The sequence below is a fragment of the Actinoplanes sp. CA-252034 genome (genome assembly GCF_050956125.1).
Classification (GTDB): Bacteria; Actinomycetota; Actinomycetes; order Mycobacteriales; family Micromonosporaceae; genus Actinoplanes.
On sequence record NZ_CP191846.1, the window covers coordinates 7,286,165 to 7,305,326 of the forward strand.

Sequence of the window (19,162 nt, forward strand, 5' to 3'; positions counted from 1 at the left end):
GACGACCAGAAAACGTGTTCGGCAGCACACTGCCCGCACTGAGCTAAGGTCCGGGCTTCTCCTGCCGCCCGAGATCAACAAGGCCCGGCGGGGCCGCACCGAACCGGGCGAAACGGACACCCGGGACGGTCGGGCCGGTCCGGCGGGCCACCCCCAGACCGCTCACCCCCTCGACCGTGACCTCCACGATGTCGGCGTCGGCCAGCAGGGTGGTCTCCCCACCGGCGGGCATCGTGAGGATCAGGTCGCCGTGGTCACGGACCTCTCCGCCGGCGGCCGTCAACCCGGTCGCACCGCTGATCAGATAGGGGTCGAGGTTGGGGTGCGGACTGGCGATGAGCCGGTCGTCGCGGACCGAGAGCACCCAGGGCAGGCTGAGCGTGCCCTGCTCGGCGCCGAGGCGGGCCATCGCGCAGCGGCGCCCGGCGGCGTCGACGAACGTGACGATCGGGCCGACGTCGCCGCGGCCGAACGTGCCCCAGGCACGGGCGGTGAAGTGCATGCCGTCGTAGTTGCCGATGCCGTACGCGATCTGGTCACCCGCGGTGATCATCAGTACCCACGAGCCGTCCAGCGGGAACAGACGCGGGCAGCCCCACCCGGCCCGGTCCCGGGAGACGATGACCCCGTCGTAGGACCAGTTCAGCAGGTCGGCGGAGTGGTACTGGAGGACTCCGGCCGCACCGCCGCGAAGGGCGCCGGCCAGAAGCATCCGCCAGTTCGCGCCGGCCCACCACACGTACGGATCGCTCATCCCGGTGACGCCGGACGGCGGCCCGCCGAGCAGCGGACCGGAGGGGTCGCTCCGCCATCCGGTGAGACCCGGGTCGGCGGCCGCGCGGACCACCCGGCCGCCGTCGACGGTGTGGAACAGGACCGGGCCGTCGGGGCCGGTCACGACGGCGCCGCAGCGGGACGGCCCGTCGCCGGCCGGCGGGCTGACCGCCTGCTCGGTCCAGATGATCAGGTCGTCCGAGGTGGCCCGGCCCCAGGCCGGGGCGCCGTCGGACAGATGCTCGTAGAAGATCTGGTAGCTGCCGGCGGAGGTGAGCACGCCGAAGAGATCACCGACGCGGCCGGCCCGCGGGGTGAAGTGCAGCCGGGGCCGCGGCACTCGTTCCATGCCTCAGCGTGGCATCGACGCCTGTCCTGCGCCAGTGGGGGCCGATGGTTAGTCTGACCGGGTGCCATACACACCGGGGGAGACGGCGGAGCGACTCGGCGTCAGCATCGACACCATTCGCTACTACGAGAAGATCGGGCTGCTGCACGGGATCCGGCGCACGTCGGCCGGGCGGCGGATCTTCTCCGACGATGACCTGTCCCGGCTCGGGCTGCTGCGGTGCCTGCGCGACTCCGGCATGCCGATCGCGCGGCTGCGCCGCTTCGCCGAGTTGCTGCAGCTCGGCGACGAGGGCGCCGAGCAGCGCACCGCGCTCCTGGAGGAGCACGACCGGGAGATCGACGCGAAGGTGGAGCGGTTGCGGCTGGAGCAGAAGCGGGTCCGCGAGAAGATCGCCTGGTACAGGTCAGTGGCGGCATGACCGTCTCGTGGGTGAAGAGCCTGACCTTCGACTGCGCCGACGCCCTGGTGGTGGCCCGGTTCTGGGCGGCCGCGCTCGGCGGCGAGCTCGACCCGACCGGCACCAGCGACAAGGCCTTCGTGGAGGCGCCCGGCTGGGGCGGGCCCAACCTGTGGTTCCAGCGGGTGCCCGAGCCGAAGACGGCGAAGAACCGGCTGCACTTCGACCTGCGCGCGCCGAACGATGATGTGCCCTCCGAGGTCGAGCGGCTGATCGCGCTCGGCGCCACCGTGGTGACGCCGGGCGAGCTGACCGTCATGGAGGACCCGGAGGGCAACATCTTCTGCGTCGAGGTCTAGTAACGGCACCTCAGCAGCACCAGCGTGTGCCGCGACACGGTGAACTGCGTGCCGGCCCGGGCGGTCTTGCGCTTGGCGGCCAGCAGCGGGTCGGCGGTGTTGGCCGCCACCTCCCACGTACGCCCGTAGTCGCGCCCCGGCAGGGTGAAGGCGACGTCGGAGTCCAGTGGGTTGAACAGCACCAGGAACGAGTCGTCCTTGATCTCCTCGCCGAGGGCGTCACGTTCCGGGATGCCGTGGCCGTTGAGGAAGACGGTCATGGTCATGCCGCTGTGGGTGTTCCAGTCGGCGTCGGTCATCACCTGGCCGTCGCGGCGCAGCCAGGCGATGTCCGGCAGGGCCGAGTCGCCGGCCGGCTGGCCGCTGAAGAACCGCCGCCGCCGGAAGATCGGGTGGTCGGCCCGGAGTTTGAGCAGCCGCCGGACGAAGCCGGTGAGCACGTCCTCGTGCCGGGCGTCCACCCAGTCGATCCAGGAGATCTCGCTGTCCTGGCAGTAGACGTTGTTGTTGCCGCGCTGGGTGCGGCCCAGCTCGTCGCCGTGGGCGATCATCGGCACGCCCTGGCTGAGTAGCAGGGTGGCCAGGAAGTTTCGTTTCTGCCGTTCGCGGAGCACGATGACGTCGGCGTCCTCGGTCTCGCCCTCGACGCCGCAGTTCCAGGACCGGTTGTGGCTCTCGCCGTCGCGGTTGCCCTCGCCGTTGGCGTCGTTGTGCTTCTCGTTGTAGGAGACCAGGTCGTGCAGGGTGAACCCGTCGTGTGCGGTGACGAAGTTGATCGACGCGATCGGGCGGCGGCCGTCGTCCTGGTAGAGGTCGGAGCTGCCGGTGAAGCGGGACGCGAACTCGCCGAGGCTGGACGGCTCGCCGCGCCAGAAGTCGCGGACCGAGTCGCGGTATTTGCCGTTCCACTCGGTCCAGTTGGGTGGGAACCCGCCGACCTGGTAGCCGCCGTCGCCGACGTCCCACGGTTCGGCGATCAGCTTGACCTGTGACACCACCGGGTCCTGGTTGACCAGGTCGAAGAACGCGGCCAGCCGGTCCACCTCGTGGAACTCGCGGGCCAGGGCGGCGGCCAGGTCGAAGCGGAACCCGTCGACGTGCATCTCGGTCACCCAGTAGCGCAGCGAGTCCATGATCAGCCGCAGTGACTCGTGGTGCCGGACGTTGAGGCTGTTACCGGTGCCGGTGGTGTCGTAGTAGTACTGCTTGTCCTCGTCGACGAGCCGGTAGTAGGCCGGGTTGTCGATGCCCCGGAACGACAGCGTCGGGCCCAGGTGGTTGCCCTCGGCGGTGTGGTTGTAGACCACGTCCAGGATGACCTCGATACCCGCCTGGTGCAGGGCCTTGACCATGGCCTTGAACTCCTGCACCTGCCCGCCGCCCTCCGGGAACGACGAGTAGCCGTTGTGCGGGGCGAAGAAGCCGATCGTGTTGTAGCCCCAGTAGTTGGTGAGGCCACGCTCGATCAGCCCGCTGTCGTGCACGAACTGGTGCACCGGCATCAACTCGACGGCGGTCACCCCCAGGCCCTTCAAATACTTGATCATGGCCGGGTGGGAAAGGCCGGAGTAGGTGCCGCGCACGTCCGACGGAATGTCCGGGTGCTGCACGGTCATGCCCTTGACGTGCGCCTCGTAGATCACCGTCTCCCACATCGGGATCTTGAGCGGCCGGTCGTTGCCCCAGTCGAAATAGGGATTGATCACGACGGAGCGCGGCGAGAAGGGCGCGGAGTCAAAATCATTGAAAGAGCCGGGATCGCCGAAATTGTACGAGAAGAGCGCCTGATCCCACTCGTAGTTGCCGTCGATCGCCTTGGCGTACGGGTCGAGCAGCAGCTTGCTGGGGTTGCAGCGCAGCCCCCGGGACGGGTCGTACGGGCCGTGCACCCGGTAGGCGTAGCGCTGCCCCGGCACCACCCGCGGCAGGTAGCCGTGCCAGACCAGCGCCTCCCGCTCCGGCAGGTCGATCCGGGTCTCCTTGCCGTCGTCGTCGAACAGGCACAGCTCGACGCGGGTGGCCGCCTCGGAGAAGATCGCGAAGTTGGTGCCCCCACCGTCGTAGGTGGCGCCCAGCGGGTACGGGTTGCCCGGCCAGATATGCATGGCCCCACCTTGCCCAATAAGCGCCCCGAGGAAAACTGTGATCAGGTCAACGCCGCCATCATCAGCCGCCCGGCGATCACCGGCGTGTCGCCGCCCATCCTCAGCGTGTTCACCGAGTAGACCAGCCGCCGGCTCAGGTCGCGGGTGGCGCCCATGCCGTTGTTGTACCCCGGCCGGTCCCCCGACTTGCCCCAGATCTCCAGGCCGTTGAGCTGCAGGCGGCTCAGCCCGCATCCGTACGCCGCGGTCTCGAAGGGCACGGTCAGCATCGCCTGCAACTCCCGCGGCGGCAGCAGCCGGCCGCCGAGCAGCGCGGTCAGGAACCGGTCCAGGTCCGCGGTGGTCGAGATCATCTCGGCGGCGGCCCACTGCAGCGACGGGTTGGCCCGGCTCACGTCCACGTACTCGCCGTCGATCAACTCGTAGCCGTGCGCGTGCGGCCCCGGGATCGCGGTGCGCGTGCCGGGCAGATACGTGTGCCGCAGGCCGAGCGGCCGCAGGATGCCCCGGCGGATCGTGTCGGCGTACGGCCGACCGGTCACCCTCTCGATCACCAGCCCCGCCACGATGTATCCGACGTTGCCGTACACCTGCTTCTCGCCCGGCGTGAACGGCGGCTCCTCGTTCCACAGCACCTGCGACCCCGGCTCGAACGTGTCGAACCGGTGCTCCAGGAACCAGTCCCGGTCCTTGTGCGGGATCGCCCGCGCCTGCAGCCCGCTGGTGTAGTCGAGCAGGTGCCGCACCGTGCCCGGGTAGCCCTCCGGCAACCGCTCCGGAAGGTACCGGCGCACCGGCGCGTCCAGCTCCACCAGCCCGGCGGCCACCAACTGCAGCATCGCGGTCGCGGTGAACGCCTTGGTCATGCTGCCGATCCGGAACCGGGCATCCCACGGCACCGGGCTCCCACTGCGCACGTCACCCACTCCGGCACGCCCGCGCCAGCGCCCGGCCGACCCCTCCACGCGGACCAGGGCGCCACTCACCGCCGGGTCGAGCGGCTCCAGCGCCGCGGCGAGCGCCGCCTCGTTCAACCCTTGAGCGTACGCGGGGGCGCGCCCCGTGAGCGCGAGGGCGGATCCGGCGAACGCGGCTCCGAGCAGGGTACGACGCTGCATGCTGACAACCTCCGAAGTGGACTGCCGCCCACTCTTCCGGCCGGGACGGGTGAGGTCATCCGGGCTGTTCCCGGAGGCGTACCCCTAGGAGATCCGAGCAACATCCCCGGGTTTCCCCGAAAGATCACGGGTAGAACCGTGAGGGTGCAACCGCGCCGCCATCTGATCCTGGCCATCTGCTGCATGAGCCTGCTGATCATCAGTCTGGACGTCACCATCGTGAACGTCGCACTCCCCGCGATGGCCGAGGACCTGGACGCGCCCGTCTCCGGCCTGCAGTGGATCATCGACGCGTACCTCCTGGTCCTGGCCAGCCTGCTGGTCCTGGCCGGCTCCACCGGCGACCGCATCGGCCGGCGCCGCGTCTTCCAGGCCGGGCTCGCGCTGTTCACGATCGGGTCGCTGCTGTGCAGCCTGGCGCCCACCCTCGAATGGCTGATCGCCTTTCGCACGGTCCAGGCCGTCGGCGGCTCGATGCTCAACCCGGTCGCCATGTCGATCATCACGAACACCTTCACCGAGCCCCGCGAGCGGGCCCGCGCGATCGGCGTGTGGGGCGCGGTCACCGGGTTCAGCATGGCCCTCGGCCCACTGGCCGGTGGCGTGCTGGTGCACTCGTTCGGCTGGCCGTCCATCTTCTGGATCAACGTTCCGGTCGGCATCGTCGCGTTCCTGCTGGCCTGGCGGTTCATCCCGGAGTCCCGGGCCGAGCATCCGCGCCGCCTGGACCCGGCCGGGCAGATCCTGGTGTTCACCATGCTGGCGGCGCTGACGTTCGGCATCATCGAGGGCCCGTCCGAGGGCTGGTCCTCCCCCGTGATCATCGGCTGTTTCGCATTGACCGCCGCCGCACTCGCCGCCCTGCTCTGGTGGGAGCCGCGCCGCGAGGAGCCGCTGATCGAACTGCGCTTCTTCCGCAGCGCACCGTTCAGCGGCGCCGTCCTCGTCGCGATCTGCGCGTTCGCCTCGCTCGGCGGCTTCCTCTTCCTCAACACCCTCTACCTTCAGGAGGTACGAGGCCTGACCGCCCTGCAAGCCGGCCTCTACACCCTGCCGATGGCGGTGATGACGATCGTCGCGTCGCCCCTGTCCGGCCGGCTGGTCGGCACCCGGGGCACCCGCCTGCCGCTACGCCTGGCCGGCGTCTTGATGGCGCTCGGCACGATCCCGCTGATCTGGGCCGGCCCGCACACGCCCGCATGGCAGTTGCTCGCCGGCTACCTGCTCTTCGGCTTCGGCTTCGGGATGGTGAACACCCCGATCACCAACACCGCCGTCTCCGGCATGCCCCGGGCCCGAGCCGGAGTGGCCGCCGCCATCGCCTCCACGAGCCGCCAGGTGGGCAGCGCCCTCGGCGTAGCCGTGATCGGCGCGGTGGTCGCCTCCGGCAGCACCCCCGGCGACCCGGCCGGCTGGGTGATCCTGTGCTCCCTCGGCGTCGCCGTACTGGCCGTCGGCCACGTGACCTCAGGCGCCTGGGCCCGCTCCACCACCACCGCCCCCACCCAACCCACCGCCGATCACGCTCCGGCCTGACTCCTCACGTCACCGAGCCCGCCCGTGGCCCGTCATGGCACACCCCGTGGTCTCGCCCTCCCTCCGTCTCCTCGCGGGCCTGCCGGGACTTCCCTCGGCCCGGCCCGGGGTCCCGCACATCCCGTCGCACTGCGCCGCCCCGCAGGACCCCCGAGGCACCGCATGCCTTCGACGCCCCACGTCACTTCGACGCCCCCATGACGTCCACGTCTCGCAGGACCTCCCCGTCTCGCGGGGCTCCCACGCGCCGCACGACTCCACGCGCCGCGTGACTCCCACGCCTTATGGGACTCGGACGCCCCGTCAGGCTTCGCGCCGCGCTCGACCTCCACGCCCGCCTACCTCCCGGCGCCGCAAAGGCCGCCAGGGTCCCGCCCACCACCAGACTCCGGCGCCCCGGAGGACTTACCGCCACACCGCGCCGCCGAACGCATCGGGCTCAGGTGAACCCCGTCGGGCCCATCCCAGCGGACCCGAGCCGCGCCTCAACGGCACGCGACCCAAACCGGGCTTTCCCAGTCAGTCCTACCCCAAAGGGGTATCACCTGGCCTATCCGCCCAAAAAACCGCGTTGCTCTTCCCGGGATGCGCCGCCCCGGCGGCCAGGCCCGCGGTGCACCGACTCACACACATTCGGACCGGCGGACACTCGGGCGACCTCCACACGATCACCGCGCACCTCTTCGGTGCGCACGGACCGTGACTCACCGGCCGCCTTTATGATCGGCACTCAGAGTGAGTCAGGGTGGTCACGCTGTGTTACCGCCTCTTCGGGGCTCCGCGTTCCCACCAGTCACGGGGCGGCCGGTCACGGATGATCGCGGCGGTGAACTCGACCTGGTGGAGATTGCAGAACTTCCACAGCTCCTTCGCCGCCCTCGAGTACTGGAACAACACCTCATCGACCTGGAAGGCGTCGAGTTCGCCGGCGCGGTGGCGGTCCAGCGCCGCACCTACACGGGCGACGAGGGATCCCAACTCAGCCTCGTGATACTCCGCGACCACCGAACGTGCTTCTGCGCGCTCCGCCTTGCCGGACATGAGGACAAGACTACTCAATGACATTGAGCCGGAACATGCCCCGATCCGAACGGTGACCGGCACCGATACACGACCGTAATCGGCTGGCTATAGCTGCTTCCATCACAGGATGAGTCGACAATCCGTCGAGAATTTTCGGGGAAGTTTGGCATGATCGATTGCTGACATTTCGTGAGTGGGGTCGGGGACAATTGGTGGATGAGGCAGGCGTCGTTCTTCAGTCGGGCAGAAATTGCTTCGATGCGTGACCGGAGCCGGTCTCGAAACCATTCACCGGCCGGTGACGAGTTCCGTCGCGAGCACGAGAGACACCGCGCATGGGGCCTGCAGCGCCGCCACTCCGAGAAGCTCCGCCGGCTCCGGCAGAGCGGGTCCGCGCAGACCGCGGGAGACGGCCGGGCACCCGCGACAGGAGATGTCCGAGCACCCGGCACAGCACACGTTCAGGCATCGACGACCGAGCAAATTCGAGCGACCGCATCGACACCCGTCCAAGCACCCACGACGGGACACGTTCGAGACGCCGAAGCGGCACGCATTCGAGTGGCCCCAGCAGACGACCAGGCATCTCCCACGGAGCTTTCCGGGCCACAGACCGGACAAGCTCAAGCATCCGCATCGACACCCGTCCAAGCACCCACGACGGGACACGTTCGAGACGCCGAAACGGCACGCATTCGAGTGGCCGCAACAGACAACCAGGCATCTCCCACGGAGCCTTCCGGGCCACAGACCGGACAAGCTCAAGCATCCGCATCGACACCCGTCCAAGCACCCACGACGAGACAGGTTCGAGAAGCCGAAGCGCGACGCGCTCGAAAGGCCGGAGCAGCCCGCGCTCGAGAGGCCGGAGTCGCACGCGCTCGAGAGGCCGGAGCAGCCCGCGATCGGGAGGCCGCAACGGACGACCGAATGCCTCTCGCGGAACCTTCCGGCGCGCAGACCGAGACACGACGCCCGGCTCCCACCAATGCAGCCGCGGAGCCGTCGCCCACATGCATGGGGCAGCGGCCAGACCAAATGACGAAGCGCCCGCCCAGGTCTCCGAGCACGGCTCGGACAACGCCGGTGCCCACCGCGACCGAACCCCCACGATGTCCCAATGCGGCTGGTCCGGGTCCGATCTACCCGCAGGCTCGACCAATTCGATCTACACCTGCAGCCCGAGCAGCACCACGTCACACCATGGCGCCATCCACACGCTGCACGGAAGGGGCCTTACCAGCGTCCCCTCGACTTGGGGGTCAGCCAGCGCCGCCTGCCATCGCATGTCGACCGAGAGACGGTGGAGCCTTGGCCTTGAGATCGCCGGCCGTTGCACCGATCACGTCAGGGGCGAACCCGGTCGGCACCGGCAGTCGACAAGGCCTTGGACGGCGGCCTGGGATACCCGCCCAGCGAGAGTGCCATGGACAGCGATTCGCGCTGCCCGCCGAACGACAAGACCATGGACAGCGACCCGAGATGGTCGCCCAGCGACAATGCGATGGACAGCGATTCGCGAGGGTCGGCGGGCGGCGAGGCCGTCGACAGCGGCCCGGGATGGTCGGCGGGCGGGAATCGCAACCCCGCTTCGGGCGACGCCGCCACCGACTGTGCCGCGCCGATCGGCTTGCGGTGGGATTCATGGGGGTGGGCGGCCATCGCAGGATGGTGGTCACGGTTGCAGTCGGCGTGGCCGGGTCGGTCCGGGCAAGCCATGGTCACCAGTCGGTGCTCGGCGATAGAACTGCCGTCTTCTGGTTCTCGCCGCTTCGTTTGGGTGCGTCACCGATGTCGGTACTGGTGATTTATCAGGGCCCCGCGCCGCCTGGCCATTCGGGGTGGTATTTCGTATTGCGGTCCGCGCGGGTTCCGTCGGCAGTGCCGAATGCGTCTTTGCGAGGGCGGGTATTCAAAATGACGGGGCGAGGATTACACGACGAGGGGGAAATTACACGACGGGAAGGAAGTTGAATCTCACGTGTTTCGGGCAACGGGCGCGTCGGCGCGCTGTTGAGCGGTCCTTCCTGAACGTGGCGGCGATCCGGAAGCCCGGCGCCCGGTCCGAGAGCCGCGAAACTCGGGCCGATGCCAAATCGAGGAGAAGTTCAGCGCTCCGGCTGCTGTACACGCCGCGGAACCACCGCGGGTCCGGCAGCCGGGGAAATGCGAGTGCCCTCGCGCGGTGACAGTGCCTGCGGAGACGGAGACGGAGACGGGGGCGGTGACGGTGACGGTGACGGTGACGGTGTGCAGTGGGGGGCCGCGCGAGGTGTGGGACGGTTACCCGGCGTGTGGCGGCTTGGGGTGGGGGCTCGCGGGGGTTTCGGGGTTTGGGTGGCCGTTCTGGTGGGTGGGATGGCGGGACAGGTGATGTTGGCGGGCGTCTTAGGGTGCTAGTCCTTATCGACTACTTGCAATCGAGGGCGAGAGGTGACTGTCATGCTGCCCGGCGGGATGATGCCCATAACTTCGCTGGCCGTGATGATCCGCCAGACTCCGCCGCAGTCGGCGATCAGCATGTTGAACGGGCTGCCCGCGGATCGCTTCACGGCCGTCGCCGATGCGCTCAGCCCGGCTGATCTCGCACGGCTGATGCTGGCCGGCAAACCCGGCAGCCGGGGTCGGGTGCTGCAGATGTTCGTCGACAAGGATGTGGTGCGGGCCGGCTCCGCGGTGCGGGCCGGCGATGCCGCCGCGATGCTCGCCGAGCTGCCCGCCGACCGGCTGCGCCGGATCTTCCGCGAGCTGCCCGAGGCGGTCCGGTCGGCGCTGCTGGCCACCCTGCCGGAGGAGCGGCGCGACGACCTGCTCGGCGAGCTTGACGAAGGCCACGCCCAGCATGTCCGGACCCGGATGTACGTGGCGGCGGTCACCGATGCGCTGCGCCGGTTCAACGCCGAGGTCGGGGTGCCGGAGAACGCCCCGGACGGGATCCTGTACGTGTCGGCCTACCACAAGGTGGTCGCGATCGCCGCGCACCTGGGTGACGACGGGCGTACCGGGGTGCCGGCGGCCGAGAACGCGGCGTACTGGCTGCGGTCGCACGCGGCGTTGTCGATCACCGACCTGCCGGTCGCCCCGGAGGTACGGCGCTACTGTGCGGACGCGCGGGAGAAGGGCCGGCCGTTGACCGCCGTGACATGGGCCGACCCGCGCGACGACGGCCCGCTCAAGCGTGCCCTGGCCTCGTTGTTCTCGTAGCGCGTCATCATTGGCGCATGGCGGAACTGCTGGACATCAGCCGCATCTATGTCGAACCGGCCGCGGCGGAGATGCCCCGGGGGCGTGAGATCCTGGCCCGCTGGCCGGAGGCGACGCTCGTCGAGGTGGAGAGCCATCAGCGGATCCCGGAGCTGTTCGGTGACGAGACGAACGTGCGTCGCTGGGTGCGCATCAAGCAGGAGGCGCTGGTCCTCGGGGTGAAGAAGACGATGACCGCCCGGCCCAACGGGCGGTCCGCCGACTTCATCGCGCCGTCCACCGCCAACGGGTGCGCGATGGCCTGCGCCTACTGCTACGTGCCGCGGCACAAGGGGTACAGCAATCCGATCACCGTCTTCGCCAACATCGAGCGCGTGGTGTCGTACCTCCGCGGTCATGTCGGTCGTCAGGGCGGCAAACCGGAAGCGAACGAGTGCGACCCGGTGGCCTGGGTTTATGACATCGGGGAGAATTCGGACTGCTCGGTGGACGCCCTGATCAGCGACAACGTCCGTGATCTGGTCGAGCTGTTCCGTGACCTGCCCACCGCGAAGGCGAGTTTCGCCACCAAGTACGTCAACCGGGACCTGCTGGACTGGGAGCCGCGTGGGCGTACCCGGATCCGTTTCTCTCTGATGCCACCGGCCGACGCGAAGGTCCTCGACATCCGCACCAGCCACGTCGCGGAGCGGATCGCGGCGATCGACGACTTCGTCGCGGCGGGGTACGAGGTACACGTCAACTTCAGCCCGGTGGTGGTGCGTGACGGGTGGCTCGACGACTGGCGTGATCTGCTCGACCACCTGGACGCCGGGATCGGGCCGGAGGCGAAGAAGCAGCTCGCCGCCGAGATCATCTTCCTGACCCACAACCGGGGCCTGCACGAGGTCAACCTGGGCTGGCATCCGCGGGCCGAGGACCTGATCTGGCGCCCCGACCTGCAGCAGGTCAAACGCTCCCAGAACGGCGATCTCAACGTCCGCTACCGCACGGGAGCGAAGGGGTCGTACGTCCGGGCGCTCACCGACCTCATCGCCGAGCGGACACCCTACCTGCGGGTGCGGTACGCCTTCTGACCGGAGCGCGCCCGGCGGAGGTGACCGCCGGGCGCGCTGTTCGGAAACGGTCAGGTGAAACGGGCGGCGATCCAGTTGGCGACCAGGGTCACCGACTGCGAGACGGCCTGGTCGTGGTTGGCCCGGTGATCGTCTCCAGGGTCACCGGCACCCCGTAGGCGGCGATCTGGTCGACCAGCAGGTCGGCGGTGAAGTAGGGCACGGCCTCGTCCAGGGTGCCGTGCACGATCAGGACTGGAGCACTCAGCGGGGTCTGGGCGGGATTCTCGTAGGACGCCATCTTCGCGACCACGGCGTCCGGCACCACGCCACCCTCGACCAGGTCGGTGGCGGCGAAGTTCCGGTAGGTCGCGAGGATCTCCGGCAGGCAGCCGGACTGGAGGACACCGAGCTGCGCCTCGGCCGGTGCGGCGAGCACGTTGTTCGGTTTGAACCCGGGCTCGACGACCGAGATCCCGTAGAGGGCCATCACCAGGTAGCCCTGGGCCGGGTCGCCCGGGATGTAGTTGATGAACTCCTGCGTGTTGTTGACCGGGGCGATCGCCGCGGTGCCCTTCAGCACCAGGTTGCCGTCGTAGCTCGCGGCCAGCTGGTTGGCGAACAGCGAGCCCTGACCGCCCTGCGAGTGGCCGTCGACGACGTACTGGGTGGAGAGGGCGGAATCGAGGTTACGGGCGGCGCGGACGTTGTCGATCAGCGAGCGGCCGGCACTGGCGCCGATCAGGTACGGGTGGTTCTGCGCTGTGCCGAGCCCGGGATAGTCCGGGGCGGCCACGGTCCAGCCGCGGCTGAGCATCTCGGCGATGGCCAGCCGGGCCTCGTTCCAGAACACGGTCTGGTTGGTCGACGGGGCACAGGTGTCGGCGAGCCCGGTGGTGCCGTGTCCCCACGCCACGGTCCGGTTCTTCTTGCCGGTCTTCGGTGTGAGGACCAGGCCGGTCGCCGTGATGATGCCACCGTTGATGTTCGTCGTGACGTACGTGATCCGCTTCCCGGTGGCGAGAGCGGACAAGGTCGGCGGCAGGCTCGCGGTCGTCGAGCTCAGCACGAATCCCGGCAATGTCGCATACGCCGGTCCGGCGGTCGCGACAAGCATCCCGGCCGCGGCGATCAGCGCGGCGAGAAGAAGTCGGGAGATCTTTCTCATGGCACCACGTTCCCCTGCAGAATCCGAATGGATGATCGATGGATGCCACAGCCTAAAGCTGATCTACCCCACAGTGGATCGGTAATCACGGGCACAGGTTCGTGCCTATTCGGCTATCGGCACACGTCAACTGAATGATGTGCCATCCGAATCCAAAAGATCCATTTAATCGGCGGTTCATTATCGTAATCAGACACCGCTGGGGTACGTCTCCGGCTCGTGGACGTCCACCCGGAGAGTGTGCAGGGGTCGCAGCGCCCGCGTCTCGGCAAACCACAGAAACGCGTCGTAACGCTCACCCAGGACCGTCGGAACGTAGTTCGCCCAGCGCTCCCGCCCCGGCCGGTGGACCACGCCGATCGCCCGGAGCGGCAACTCGGTGGTGAGCAGATCCGGTCGCCGGCCCCCTCCGGGAAGACGAACACGGAGGCCGGAGGTACGGCACTCGGTAAGACTTCCTCCGTGGGTGGCCACGCCGATCAGCACCACGCCGCGGCGGCCGAGCGATCGAGGGCAGCGCATCCGAGCACCGGATCACCCACGCCGCGTGCCCGGAGCGGGTCGCGTCATACGTTCGACCTTGCCATGCTGGATGGATGGGACGTCCCTCGCTGTACGAAGCAGCCGGCGGAGCACCCGCCATGCTGGCCCTGGCCGCCGACTTCCACGAGCGCTGTCTGGCTCATCCGACGCTGTCGCACCCGTTCTCGCACGGCGTCGACCCGGCGCACGTGCCGCACCTGGCCGCGTACTGGGGTGAGGTGCTCGGCGGGCCGCCCGAGTACACCCGGACCCGCGGCGGGCACGGGGCGATGATCCGGGTGCACGCAAACCAGTGCGACGAGGATCCGTTCTCCGGGGCGTTCGTCGAGTGCTTCGACGCCGCGGTGGCGGCCACCCTGCCCGGCGACCCCACACTGCGGGCCGTGCTCGGGGAGTACATCCGGGCGGCGACCGCCGAGGTGGTGGCCTACATGCCGCTGTCGGCGGCGGGGCCCGCGGATCCGCCGATGCCACGGTGGTCCTGGGCCGGGCGCCACGGGCTCGACGCCTCGGTCACGACCGGGGACGCGGTCACCCGTACCCCATAGGTCTGGGGTTGAATTTCGCCGAGATAGTCGTGACCGGTCAGATGACACCAGGCCGGGAGGTCCAGCGGCGCCGCCGGGTCGGAGGCGATCAGGTGGACCACCGCGCCGGGCGGCAGGGTGGCGATGAGCTTGCGCAGCTCGATCAGGAGCAGGACGCAGCGGCGATCGCCGCCGTCCAGGACCGTCGGCGTCACGGCAGCAGCGCCAGCGTCGCCGGAAGCTGCGAATGCAGCGGTGTGGGCAGGTCCCCCACGCTGAACCAGGCCAGATCGTCGAACTTGTGCGGCTCGCCGATACGCACGGCCGCCGGATCGACGCGGACCGCGAAGACCACCGCCACCCAGTGCGACGGCGGGTCGTCGCGCAGCACGTTGCGCACGCCCAGCTGCCGGATCTCCAGTGGGGACGCCGTGTACTCCTCGCCCACCTCGCGAGTCACCGCGGCCTCGAACGTCTCCCCGAACTCGAGCGCGCCGGCGCCGCAGTCCCACGCGCCCGGCTCGTCACGGGCCCGCGCCGACCGGCGGGCCAGCAGGATCCGGCCGGCGCCGTCGTGGCAGACGAACACACACGAGACAGAAGGGTTCATGCCATTGATCATGCACGGGGGCGCGCGGCGAGGATGCAGGTGTCGTCGTCGGGGTTGGCGCGGCGCAACCGGGCCAGCAACTCCGTCAACGGCTGCTCCGGTGCGGCCCTGAGCGCGTCGTCGACAGTCGCGATCACCGAGTCCAGGCCGACGTCCGGACCGCGGTGACGCTCCTCGACCAGACCGTCGGTGTAGAGCAGCAGCACGTCACCCGGCGTCAGGTCGATCACCGCGTCGGCGTAGCGGGCGCCGTCCACCACACCCAGCATCGGCCCGGCCGGGCGGGGCAGCGGCGCGGTACGGCCGCCCCGGCTCAGCAGTGGCGGAGGATGACCGGCCTGCGCCCACACCAGCTCGTGCCGCCCCGGGTCGAACCGGGCGATCACCGCGGTCGCCGCCAGCTCCGGATCGTCCGCCTCCATCTCCCAGATCAGCCGGTTCAAATGTTCCAGCAGCATGCCCGGATCGCTGGTCACCACGGCCAGCGCTCGCAGCGCGTGCCGCAGCTGGGCCATCGTCGTCGCCGCCTGCGTGCCGTGCCCGGCCACGTCACCGACCGCGAGCAGCACCGACCCGTCCCGCAGCGCCGCCGCATGGAACCAGTCGCCGCCGATCATCGCCTCCTGTCCGGCCGGCGTCGTCTCCAGTCCCGCGGGCGTCATCCTCTGGCCCGGCATCGTCTTGAGGCCCGCCGTCGCCTGGCCCGCCGTCGCCTGGCCCGCCGTCGCCTGGCCCGCCGTCGCCTGGCCCGCCGTCGCCTGGCCCGCCGTCGTCGTCTGGCCTGCCGGGAGGTAACGCACCGCCACCCGCAGGCCCGGCAGGTCGATCGGCTCCGCCGGGATCGGCAGGATGATCCGCTGCAACCGGGCCGCCAGCTCGTGCTCCGCCGCCAGCGTGCGCTCCACCTCGGCCAGCCGCTCGGCACCCGCCTGCTGCTCGGTGACGTCCTGCACTATCCCGTACACCCGCAGCGGTCGTCCCTCCGCGTCCCGGGCGGCGTCCGCGACCGTCCGTAGATGCTTGACCCGCCCGCCCACACGCACCCGGGTCACGACATCCACCCGCTCCGCCCGGTGAAACGCCTCAGCCGCCGCCGTCCGCAACGGCCGATCGGGGGCGACCCCCATCGACTCGGCCTCGTCCTCGCTCAGCGGGCCCAGCGCCGGATCCCGCTCGTAGATCCGGTACAGCTGGGGTGACCAGTAGATCTCGCCGCTGACCAGATCCCACTCCCCCAGCCGAGATTGCCGAGTTGTTCCATCCCGTCGAGGCGGCCGGGGTGTCTTCGGCGCTCCCAGCTGATCAGCAGCCCGGGCCCGAGCCGGGCGGCGCGGATCATGAAGTCGGACCCGCCCATCCGGATCGGGCCGATGTCGGCGGGTTCCCCGGTGTCGAGAACCCGCTGGTAGATGCGGCGACGATCGCCGGCCGTCGCCTCCGGGTGGTGACGGCTCACCGGCAGACCTATCAGGTGCGTGCCGCGACGGCCGTCCGGAGCCACGGCCTCGGGGCTGGCGGCGGCCCAGATCAGGTCCGTCATCCGGCCCTGGTCGTCGACTTCGGCGAGCAGATAGGCGCACATTCCGGGCAGGGTGTCCAGGACGTTCTGCACGGTCACCAGCCAGGGGGCGGCCTCCCCCATACCGGGCTCGCGCGGCACAGCACCCCACGCCGGATCGCCCGCCGCCGGACCGTCCGCCACCAGACCGGCCACCGCCGGGCCGCCCGTAGCCGGACCGGCCACCGCTGGGCGGCTCGCAGCGGCGCCGATCGTCGCGGGATTCATCATCGCGGCCGTGACCAGCTGTGGCACCGTCTCCGGCGGTGGCAGGGTGTCCGCCACGGCCTCCGGACTGTCGAGCAGCCGGATCACTCGATGAGCGAGCTCGGTGACGTCACATCGTCGCTCCGCCGCCATCCGCAGCAGATGGCGATGAGCCTCGGCGACCCGGCAGCGGGCACGCCCGGCCAGCAGCCCGATCGCCCGCTCCACGGTCACTCGTCCGGCGTCCTCACCAGCGCTGCCGATGGTCCGCATGCCGTGCTTCGCCGCGGCGCCTCCGTCCTGACCTGGGCCACCCCGGCCCGTCCCGCCGGGATCCGTCCTCCCGGGATCCGTTCTGCCACCGGCTCCACCACCGGCCGGACCCCATCGCGCCGTGAGCTGCCGGCCGCCCGCCGTCCGCGCATGCGTCTGACCTCCCACCAGTGACCTCCCAGCCCGCTCGAGGTTCCTGCTTACGCCTGCACACCACCTCACGGCATCCCCCGATCATCCGGCCGGGTGCCAACGGACACCTCTACGTCGCACAGGTCACCCGGTCGAGGTCCGACGTTCGGTCACGGCCACTGAACACCCCATGTGGTACGGCCCACCGCTCCCACCCACGAGCGCCTGAACGTCCCCCGGCGCTGAGCGTGTCCGTTCGCCGCCCGAGGTGCGATGGCGACCTGGTCCGGCCGGCCGTCGGCGCTGTTTCGAGCGCTCTGCAGGAGGCGCTGACGACCAGCCGTGAAGATCCGTCCGGTCGTCAGCGTCATAGGAGTGCCGGGCTGCCGAAGCCGCCCGCGCAGCTCATAGGAAGCGCGCCGAGCAGCGAGGATGAGCGCACCCGATGACGGTGTGGGTGCACGGGTCATCGATATGACGTCCGTCAACGCCCACGATCCACGGGTGTGGACGCTCGTGGTCGTAGCAGCGCTGATCAGGTTCAACGTTCGCTGATCGTGCGCGCCGGCCATCGGCCGTAGCGTCCGGTCGTCGGCCGTAGCGTCCGGTCGTCGACCCGATCGCGTTCTCCGGCGTCAGCACGATGGCGGCGACGCGCTGACAGCGAGACGCAGACGGGGCGACGCGCCGGCGGCGAGACGCAGAGAGGGCGACGCGCCGGCGGCGAGACGCAGACAGGGCGACGCACCGGCGGCGACGCGAAGGGACGACGCACCGGCGGCGAGACGCAGACAGGGCGAGACGCCAAGAGGGCGAGGCGCTGGCGGCGAGATGCCGAAGGACGACCCTCCGACCCGTCGGCTACGCCGGGCGGGGCAGGGATAGCCCGCCAATGGGCGCTGATCACGGCCGGTGCGCGGATTGGGTACCGCACCCGGCCCTGGCAGGGCTCTCGACGGTCTGCCGCGACAGGATCGGATCGTTTTCACCGCCACGACGACCGTCTGGCCGGCCACGATCACGAACCGCAGACCACGCTCAAAGCCTGAACCGGCGAGACGAATGCCTGATCGATCAAGATCACGTATCGCGACCTGCGCTGGAAACCCGAACTGGCGCGGCGACTCCCGATCGTCGATCTTCGCGGACCGCGGACCGCGGACCGCGAACGGCGAACGGAACACACCGCTGCAGAAGTTGCCGAAGCAGGACAAAAAACATGCAACCGAATAAACCGGTAATGGCACAAGGAGCGATATAGGCGCCAAAACCGACAGCACGGACCGGCAGAGGGCGGACCGACGCGGCACGGACCGAGAGAGCGGACCGACGCGAAGTTCACCGACGCGACGCAGACCGAGGCGACGCGGACCGACGCGACGCGACGCGGACCGACGCGACGCGGACCGACGCGACGCGGACCGACACAGGGGCGGACCGAGGCAGGGGTGGCCGTGGGCGGTGATGCGGGACTTGCGCGTGAGGCGCCTTGGAGGGCTGAACCACGTTGGGCGTCGCGATGTAGTGCGGGACGGGGTGGGTTGGGCGGGAGGGGTGGCCGTACCGAATGAGGGCTTGATGAATGTCGCTGAGGGTGAGTGGCCAGGCTTCCGTGAGTGGCGGGGATGCCGGCCGCGGTTTCGGGAAGTGGCCGGGCGGGGCGGGCGCGGGCGAGATCGGTGCGGCGGTACGCTTCCTGCCATGCTGATCCGGACCCCGCCGATCTCCGGGTCATGCTGACATGCGGCGCGGGGAGATCTGGACCATCGGTGACCGGGCCGATCTGCGCTATCGGGTGCTGGTGTTGTCCGGGGACAGCTACAACGAGCGGAAGAATGCGGCGCCGTTCTGTGCGCCGATCGTTCGGCAGCGTGGGGTGACCGAGTTGCCGCCGTATGCGGTGGCGCTGACCGAGCAGGACCCGATCACCGGTGTGGTGGTGGTCAATCGGATGCGGCGTCTGCCGGCTTCGACGGGGGCCGAGCGGATCGGGATGGTCACCGGGGCCAGCATGGCTCGGCTCGCTGAGGCGATGCGGGATCTGTTCGAGCTTTGACCACGGGCGCCTCGAGTGTCGCGGTGCCCACGCCTCTCTCGGATCGCTCGGCCGTGCAAGCCTCGCGCCACCCGACTAACGACTACGGCCCACAACCAACGGCACACCCCCCGACCCGGACGAACGTCGATCCGCAACCCGCCCGCACGGCGATCCACCGGTGGC

17 protein-coding genes and 1 pseudogene are annotated in these 19,162 nt (G+C 69.8%); 7 read left to right on the forward strand and 11 right to left on the reverse strand.

All coding sequences use genetic code 11. From position 1 onward, the window contains the following. Window positions 1-43: 43 nt before the first annotated feature. On the reverse strand, window positions 44-1,123 hold the full coding sequence (locus tag ACQPZW_RS33170) for a hypothetical protein (RefSeq protein WP_433789953.1): 1,080 nt from the start codon (window positions 1,121-1,123) through the stop codon (window positions 44-46). Between the two features lie 61 nt (window positions 1,124-1,184). On the opposite strand from ACQPZW_RS33170, the gene ACQPZW_RS33175 reads away from it, so the two are divergent. Both ACQPZW_RS33175 and ACQPZW_RS33180 read left to right on the forward strand, forming a co-directional pair. Continuing rightward, window positions 1,185-1,544: a MerR family transcriptional regulator gene (locus ACQPZW_RS33175; protein ID WP_433789954.1), complete on the forward strand. Its 360-nt coding sequence runs from the start codon at window positions 1,185-1,187 to the stop codon at window positions 1,542-1,544. Beyond that, entirely contained in the window at window positions 1,541-1,882 is a 342-nt protein-coding gene (locus tag ACQPZW_RS33180) for a VOC family protein (protein WP_433789955.1), read from the forward strand. Before ACQPZW_RS33175 ends, ACQPZW_RS33180 begins: the two co-directional genes overlap by 4 nt. Here ACQPZW_RS33180 and glgX read toward each other — a convergent pair. Together glgX and ACQPZW_RS33190 are read right to left on the reverse strand one after the other, a co-directional pair. Then, window positions 1,879-3,987, reverse strand: a complete 2,109-nt coding sequence (glgX, locus tag ACQPZW_RS33185) for a glycogen debranching protein GlgX (RefSeq protein WP_433789956.1) — start codon at window positions 3,985-3,987, stop codon at window positions 1,879-1,881. The two genes, ACQPZW_RS33180 and glgX, sit on opposite strands and share 4 nt — an antisense overlap. 41 nt (window positions 3,988-4,028) lie before the next feature. Then, window positions 4,029-5,105, reverse strand: a complete 1,077-nt coding sequence (locus ACQPZW_RS33190) for a serine hydrolase domain-containing protein (protein ID WP_433789957.1) — start codon at window positions 5,103-5,105, stop codon at window positions 4,029-4,031. Window positions 5,106-5,243: 138 nt separating this feature from the next. Between ACQPZW_RS33190 and ACQPZW_RS33195 the strand changes: the two genes are divergently transcribed. Beyond that, window positions 5,244-6,641, forward strand: coding sequence for an MFS transporter (locus ACQPZW_RS33195; RefSeq protein ID WP_433789958.1), 1,398 nt, complete (start codon window positions 5,244-5,246; stop codon window positions 6,639-6,641). Window positions 6,642-7,400: 759 nt separating this feature from the next. Here the strand turns inward: ACQPZW_RS33195 and ACQPZW_RS33200 are convergent. Next, window positions 7,401-7,682 (reverse strand): hypothetical protein, encoded by a 282-nt coding sequence (locus tag ACQPZW_RS33200; RefSeq protein WP_433789959.1) that lies wholly within the window; start codon window positions 7,680-7,682, stop codon window positions 7,401-7,403. Window positions 7,683-9,011: 1,329 nt separating this feature from the next. After that, window positions 9,012-9,326: a hypothetical protein gene (locus tag ACQPZW_RS33205; protein ID WP_433789960.1), complete on the reverse strand. Its 315-nt coding sequence runs from the start codon at window positions 9,324-9,326 to the stop codon at window positions 9,012-9,014. 822 nt (window positions 9,327-10,148) lie between these two features. Here ACQPZW_RS33205 and ACQPZW_RS33210 point away from each other — a divergent pair. Together ACQPZW_RS33210 and ACQPZW_RS33215 are read left to right on the forward strand one after the other, a co-directional pair. Continuing rightward, window positions 10,149-10,868: a magnesium transporter MgtE N-terminal domain-containing protein gene (locus ACQPZW_RS33210; RefSeq protein ID WP_433789961.1), complete on the forward strand. Its 720-nt coding sequence runs from the start codon at window positions 10,149-10,151 to the stop codon at window positions 10,866-10,868. A gap of 17 nt (window positions 10,869-10,885) precedes the next feature. Next, on the forward strand, window positions 10,886-11,944 hold the full coding sequence (locus ACQPZW_RS33215; protein WP_433789962.1) for a spore photoproduct lyase family protein: 1,059 nt from the start codon (window positions 10,886-10,888) through the stop codon (window positions 11,942-11,944). An 88-nt stretch (window positions 11,945-12,032) separates the two neighbouring features. Here the strand turns inward: ACQPZW_RS33215 and ACQPZW_RS33220 are convergent, their stop codons facing one another. Further along, on the reverse strand, window positions 12,033-13,091 hold the full coding sequence (locus tag ACQPZW_RS33220) for a lipase family protein (RefSeq protein WP_433789963.1): 1,059 nt from the start codon (window positions 13,089-13,091) through the stop codon (window positions 12,033-12,035). Between the two features lie 189 nt (window positions 13,092-13,280). Then, window positions 13,281-13,613 (reverse strand): erythromycin esterase family protein, encoded by a 333-nt coding sequence (locus ACQPZW_RS33225; RefSeq protein WP_433789964.1) that lies wholly within the window; start codon window positions 13,611-13,613, stop codon window positions 13,281-13,283. A 74-nt stretch (window positions 13,614-13,687) separates the two neighbouring features. On the opposite strand from ACQPZW_RS33225, the gene ACQPZW_RS33230 reads away from it, so the two are divergent. Continuing rightward, window positions 13,688-14,182 (forward strand): oxidoreductase, encoded by a 495-nt coding sequence (locus ACQPZW_RS33230; protein ID WP_433789965.1) that lies wholly within the window; start codon window positions 13,688-13,690, stop codon window positions 14,180-14,182. A 47-nt stretch (window positions 14,183-14,229) separates the two neighbouring features. Here ACQPZW_RS33230 and ACQPZW_RS33235 read toward each other — a convergent pair. From ACQPZW_RS33235 to ACQPZW_RS33250, 4 genes and pseudogenes are all read right to left on the reverse strand, one after another. Next, window positions 14,230-14,376, reverse strand: a pseudogene (locus ACQPZW_RS33235) (sulfurtransferase TusA family protein); the annotation flags it as partial. After that, window positions 14,373-14,771, reverse strand: coding sequence for an NUDIX domain-containing protein (locus ACQPZW_RS33240; RefSeq protein ID WP_433789966.1), 399 nt, complete (start codon window positions 14,769-14,771; stop codon window positions 14,373-14,375). The pseudogene ACQPZW_RS33235 and the gene ACQPZW_RS33240, both read right to left, overlap by 4 nt. An 8-nt stretch (window positions 14,772-14,779) precedes the next feature. Then, window positions 14,780-15,823: a PP2C family protein-serine/threonine phosphatase gene (locus ACQPZW_RS33245; RefSeq protein WP_433789967.1), complete on the reverse strand. Its 1,044-nt coding sequence runs from the start codon at window positions 15,821-15,823 to the stop codon at window positions 14,780-14,782. 95 nt (window positions 15,824-15,918) lie between these two features. Beyond that, window positions 15,919-16,809, reverse strand: a complete 891-nt coding sequence (locus ACQPZW_RS33250) for an ANTAR domain-containing protein (protein ID WP_433789968.1) — start codon at window positions 16,807-16,809, stop codon at window positions 15,919-15,921. Between the two features lie 1,873 nt (window positions 16,810-18,682). Here ACQPZW_RS33250 and ACQPZW_RS33255 point away from each other — a divergent pair. Next, window positions 18,683-18,997, forward strand: a complete 315-nt coding sequence (locus ACQPZW_RS33255) for a type II toxin-antitoxin system PemK/MazF family toxin (protein ID WP_093611341.1) — start codon at window positions 18,683-18,685, stop codon at window positions 18,995-18,997. The last annotated feature ends 165 nt before the right edge of the window (window positions 18,998-19,162 follow it).

Bases quoted from the DNA above. Each gene is read 5' to 3' on its own strand.
- ACQPZW_RS33170 (WP_433789953.1), bottom strand. From the start codon at position 1,123: ATGGAACGAGTGCCGCGGCCCCGGCTGCACTTCACCCCGCGGGCCGGC.
- ACQPZW_RS33180 (WP_433789955.1), top strand. From the start codon at position 1,541: ATGACCGTCTCGTGGGTGAAGAGCCTGACCTTCGACTGCGCCGACGCC.
- glgX (WP_433789956.1), bottom strand. From the start codon at position 3,987: ATGCATATCTGGCCGGGCAACCCGTACCCGCTGGGCGCCACCTACGAC.
- ACQPZW_RS33190 (WP_433789957.1), bottom strand. From the start codon at position 5,105: ATGCAGCGTCGTACCCTGCTCGGAGCCGCGTTCGCCGGATCCGCCCTC.
- ACQPZW_RS33200 (WP_433789959.1), bottom strand. From the start codon at position 7,682: ATGTCCGGCAAGGCGGAGCGCGCAGAAGCACGTTCGGTGGTCGCGGAG.
- ACQPZW_RS33205 (WP_433789960.1), bottom strand. From the start codon at position 9,326: ATGGCCGCCCACCCCCATGAATCCCACCGCAAGCCGATCGGCGCGGCA.
- ACQPZW_RS33210 (WP_433789961.1), top strand. From the start codon at position 10,149: ATGATCCGCCAGACTCCGCCGCAGTCGGCGATCAGCATGTTGAACGGG.
- ACQPZW_RS33215 (WP_433789962.1), top strand. From the start codon at position 10,886: ATGGCGGAACTGCTGGACATCAGCCGCATCTATGTCGAACCGGCCGCG.
- ACQPZW_RS33220 (WP_433789963.1), bottom strand. From the start codon at position 13,091: ATGAGAAAGATCTCCCGACTTCTTCTCGCCGCGCTGATCGCCGCGGCC.
- ACQPZW_RS33225 (WP_433789964.1), bottom strand. From the start codon at position 13,613: ATGCGCTGCCCTCGATCGCTCGGCCGCCGCGGCGTGGTGCTGATCGGC.
- ACQPZW_RS33230 (WP_433789965.1), top strand. From the start codon at position 13,688: ATGGGACGTCCCTCGCTGTACGAAGCAGCCGGCGGAGCACCCGCCATG.
- ACQPZW_RS33240 (WP_433789966.1), bottom strand. From the start codon at position 14,771: ATGAACCCTTCTGTCTCGTGTGTGTTCGTCTGCCACGACGGCGCCGGC.
- ACQPZW_RS33250 (WP_433789968.1), bottom strand. From the start codon at position 16,809: ATGCGGACCATCGGCAGCGCTGGTGAGGACGCCGGACGAGTGACCGTG.
- ACQPZW_RS33255 (WP_093611341.1), top strand. From the start codon at position 18,683: ATGCGGCGCGGGGAGATCTGGACCATCGGTGACCGGGCCGATCTGCGC.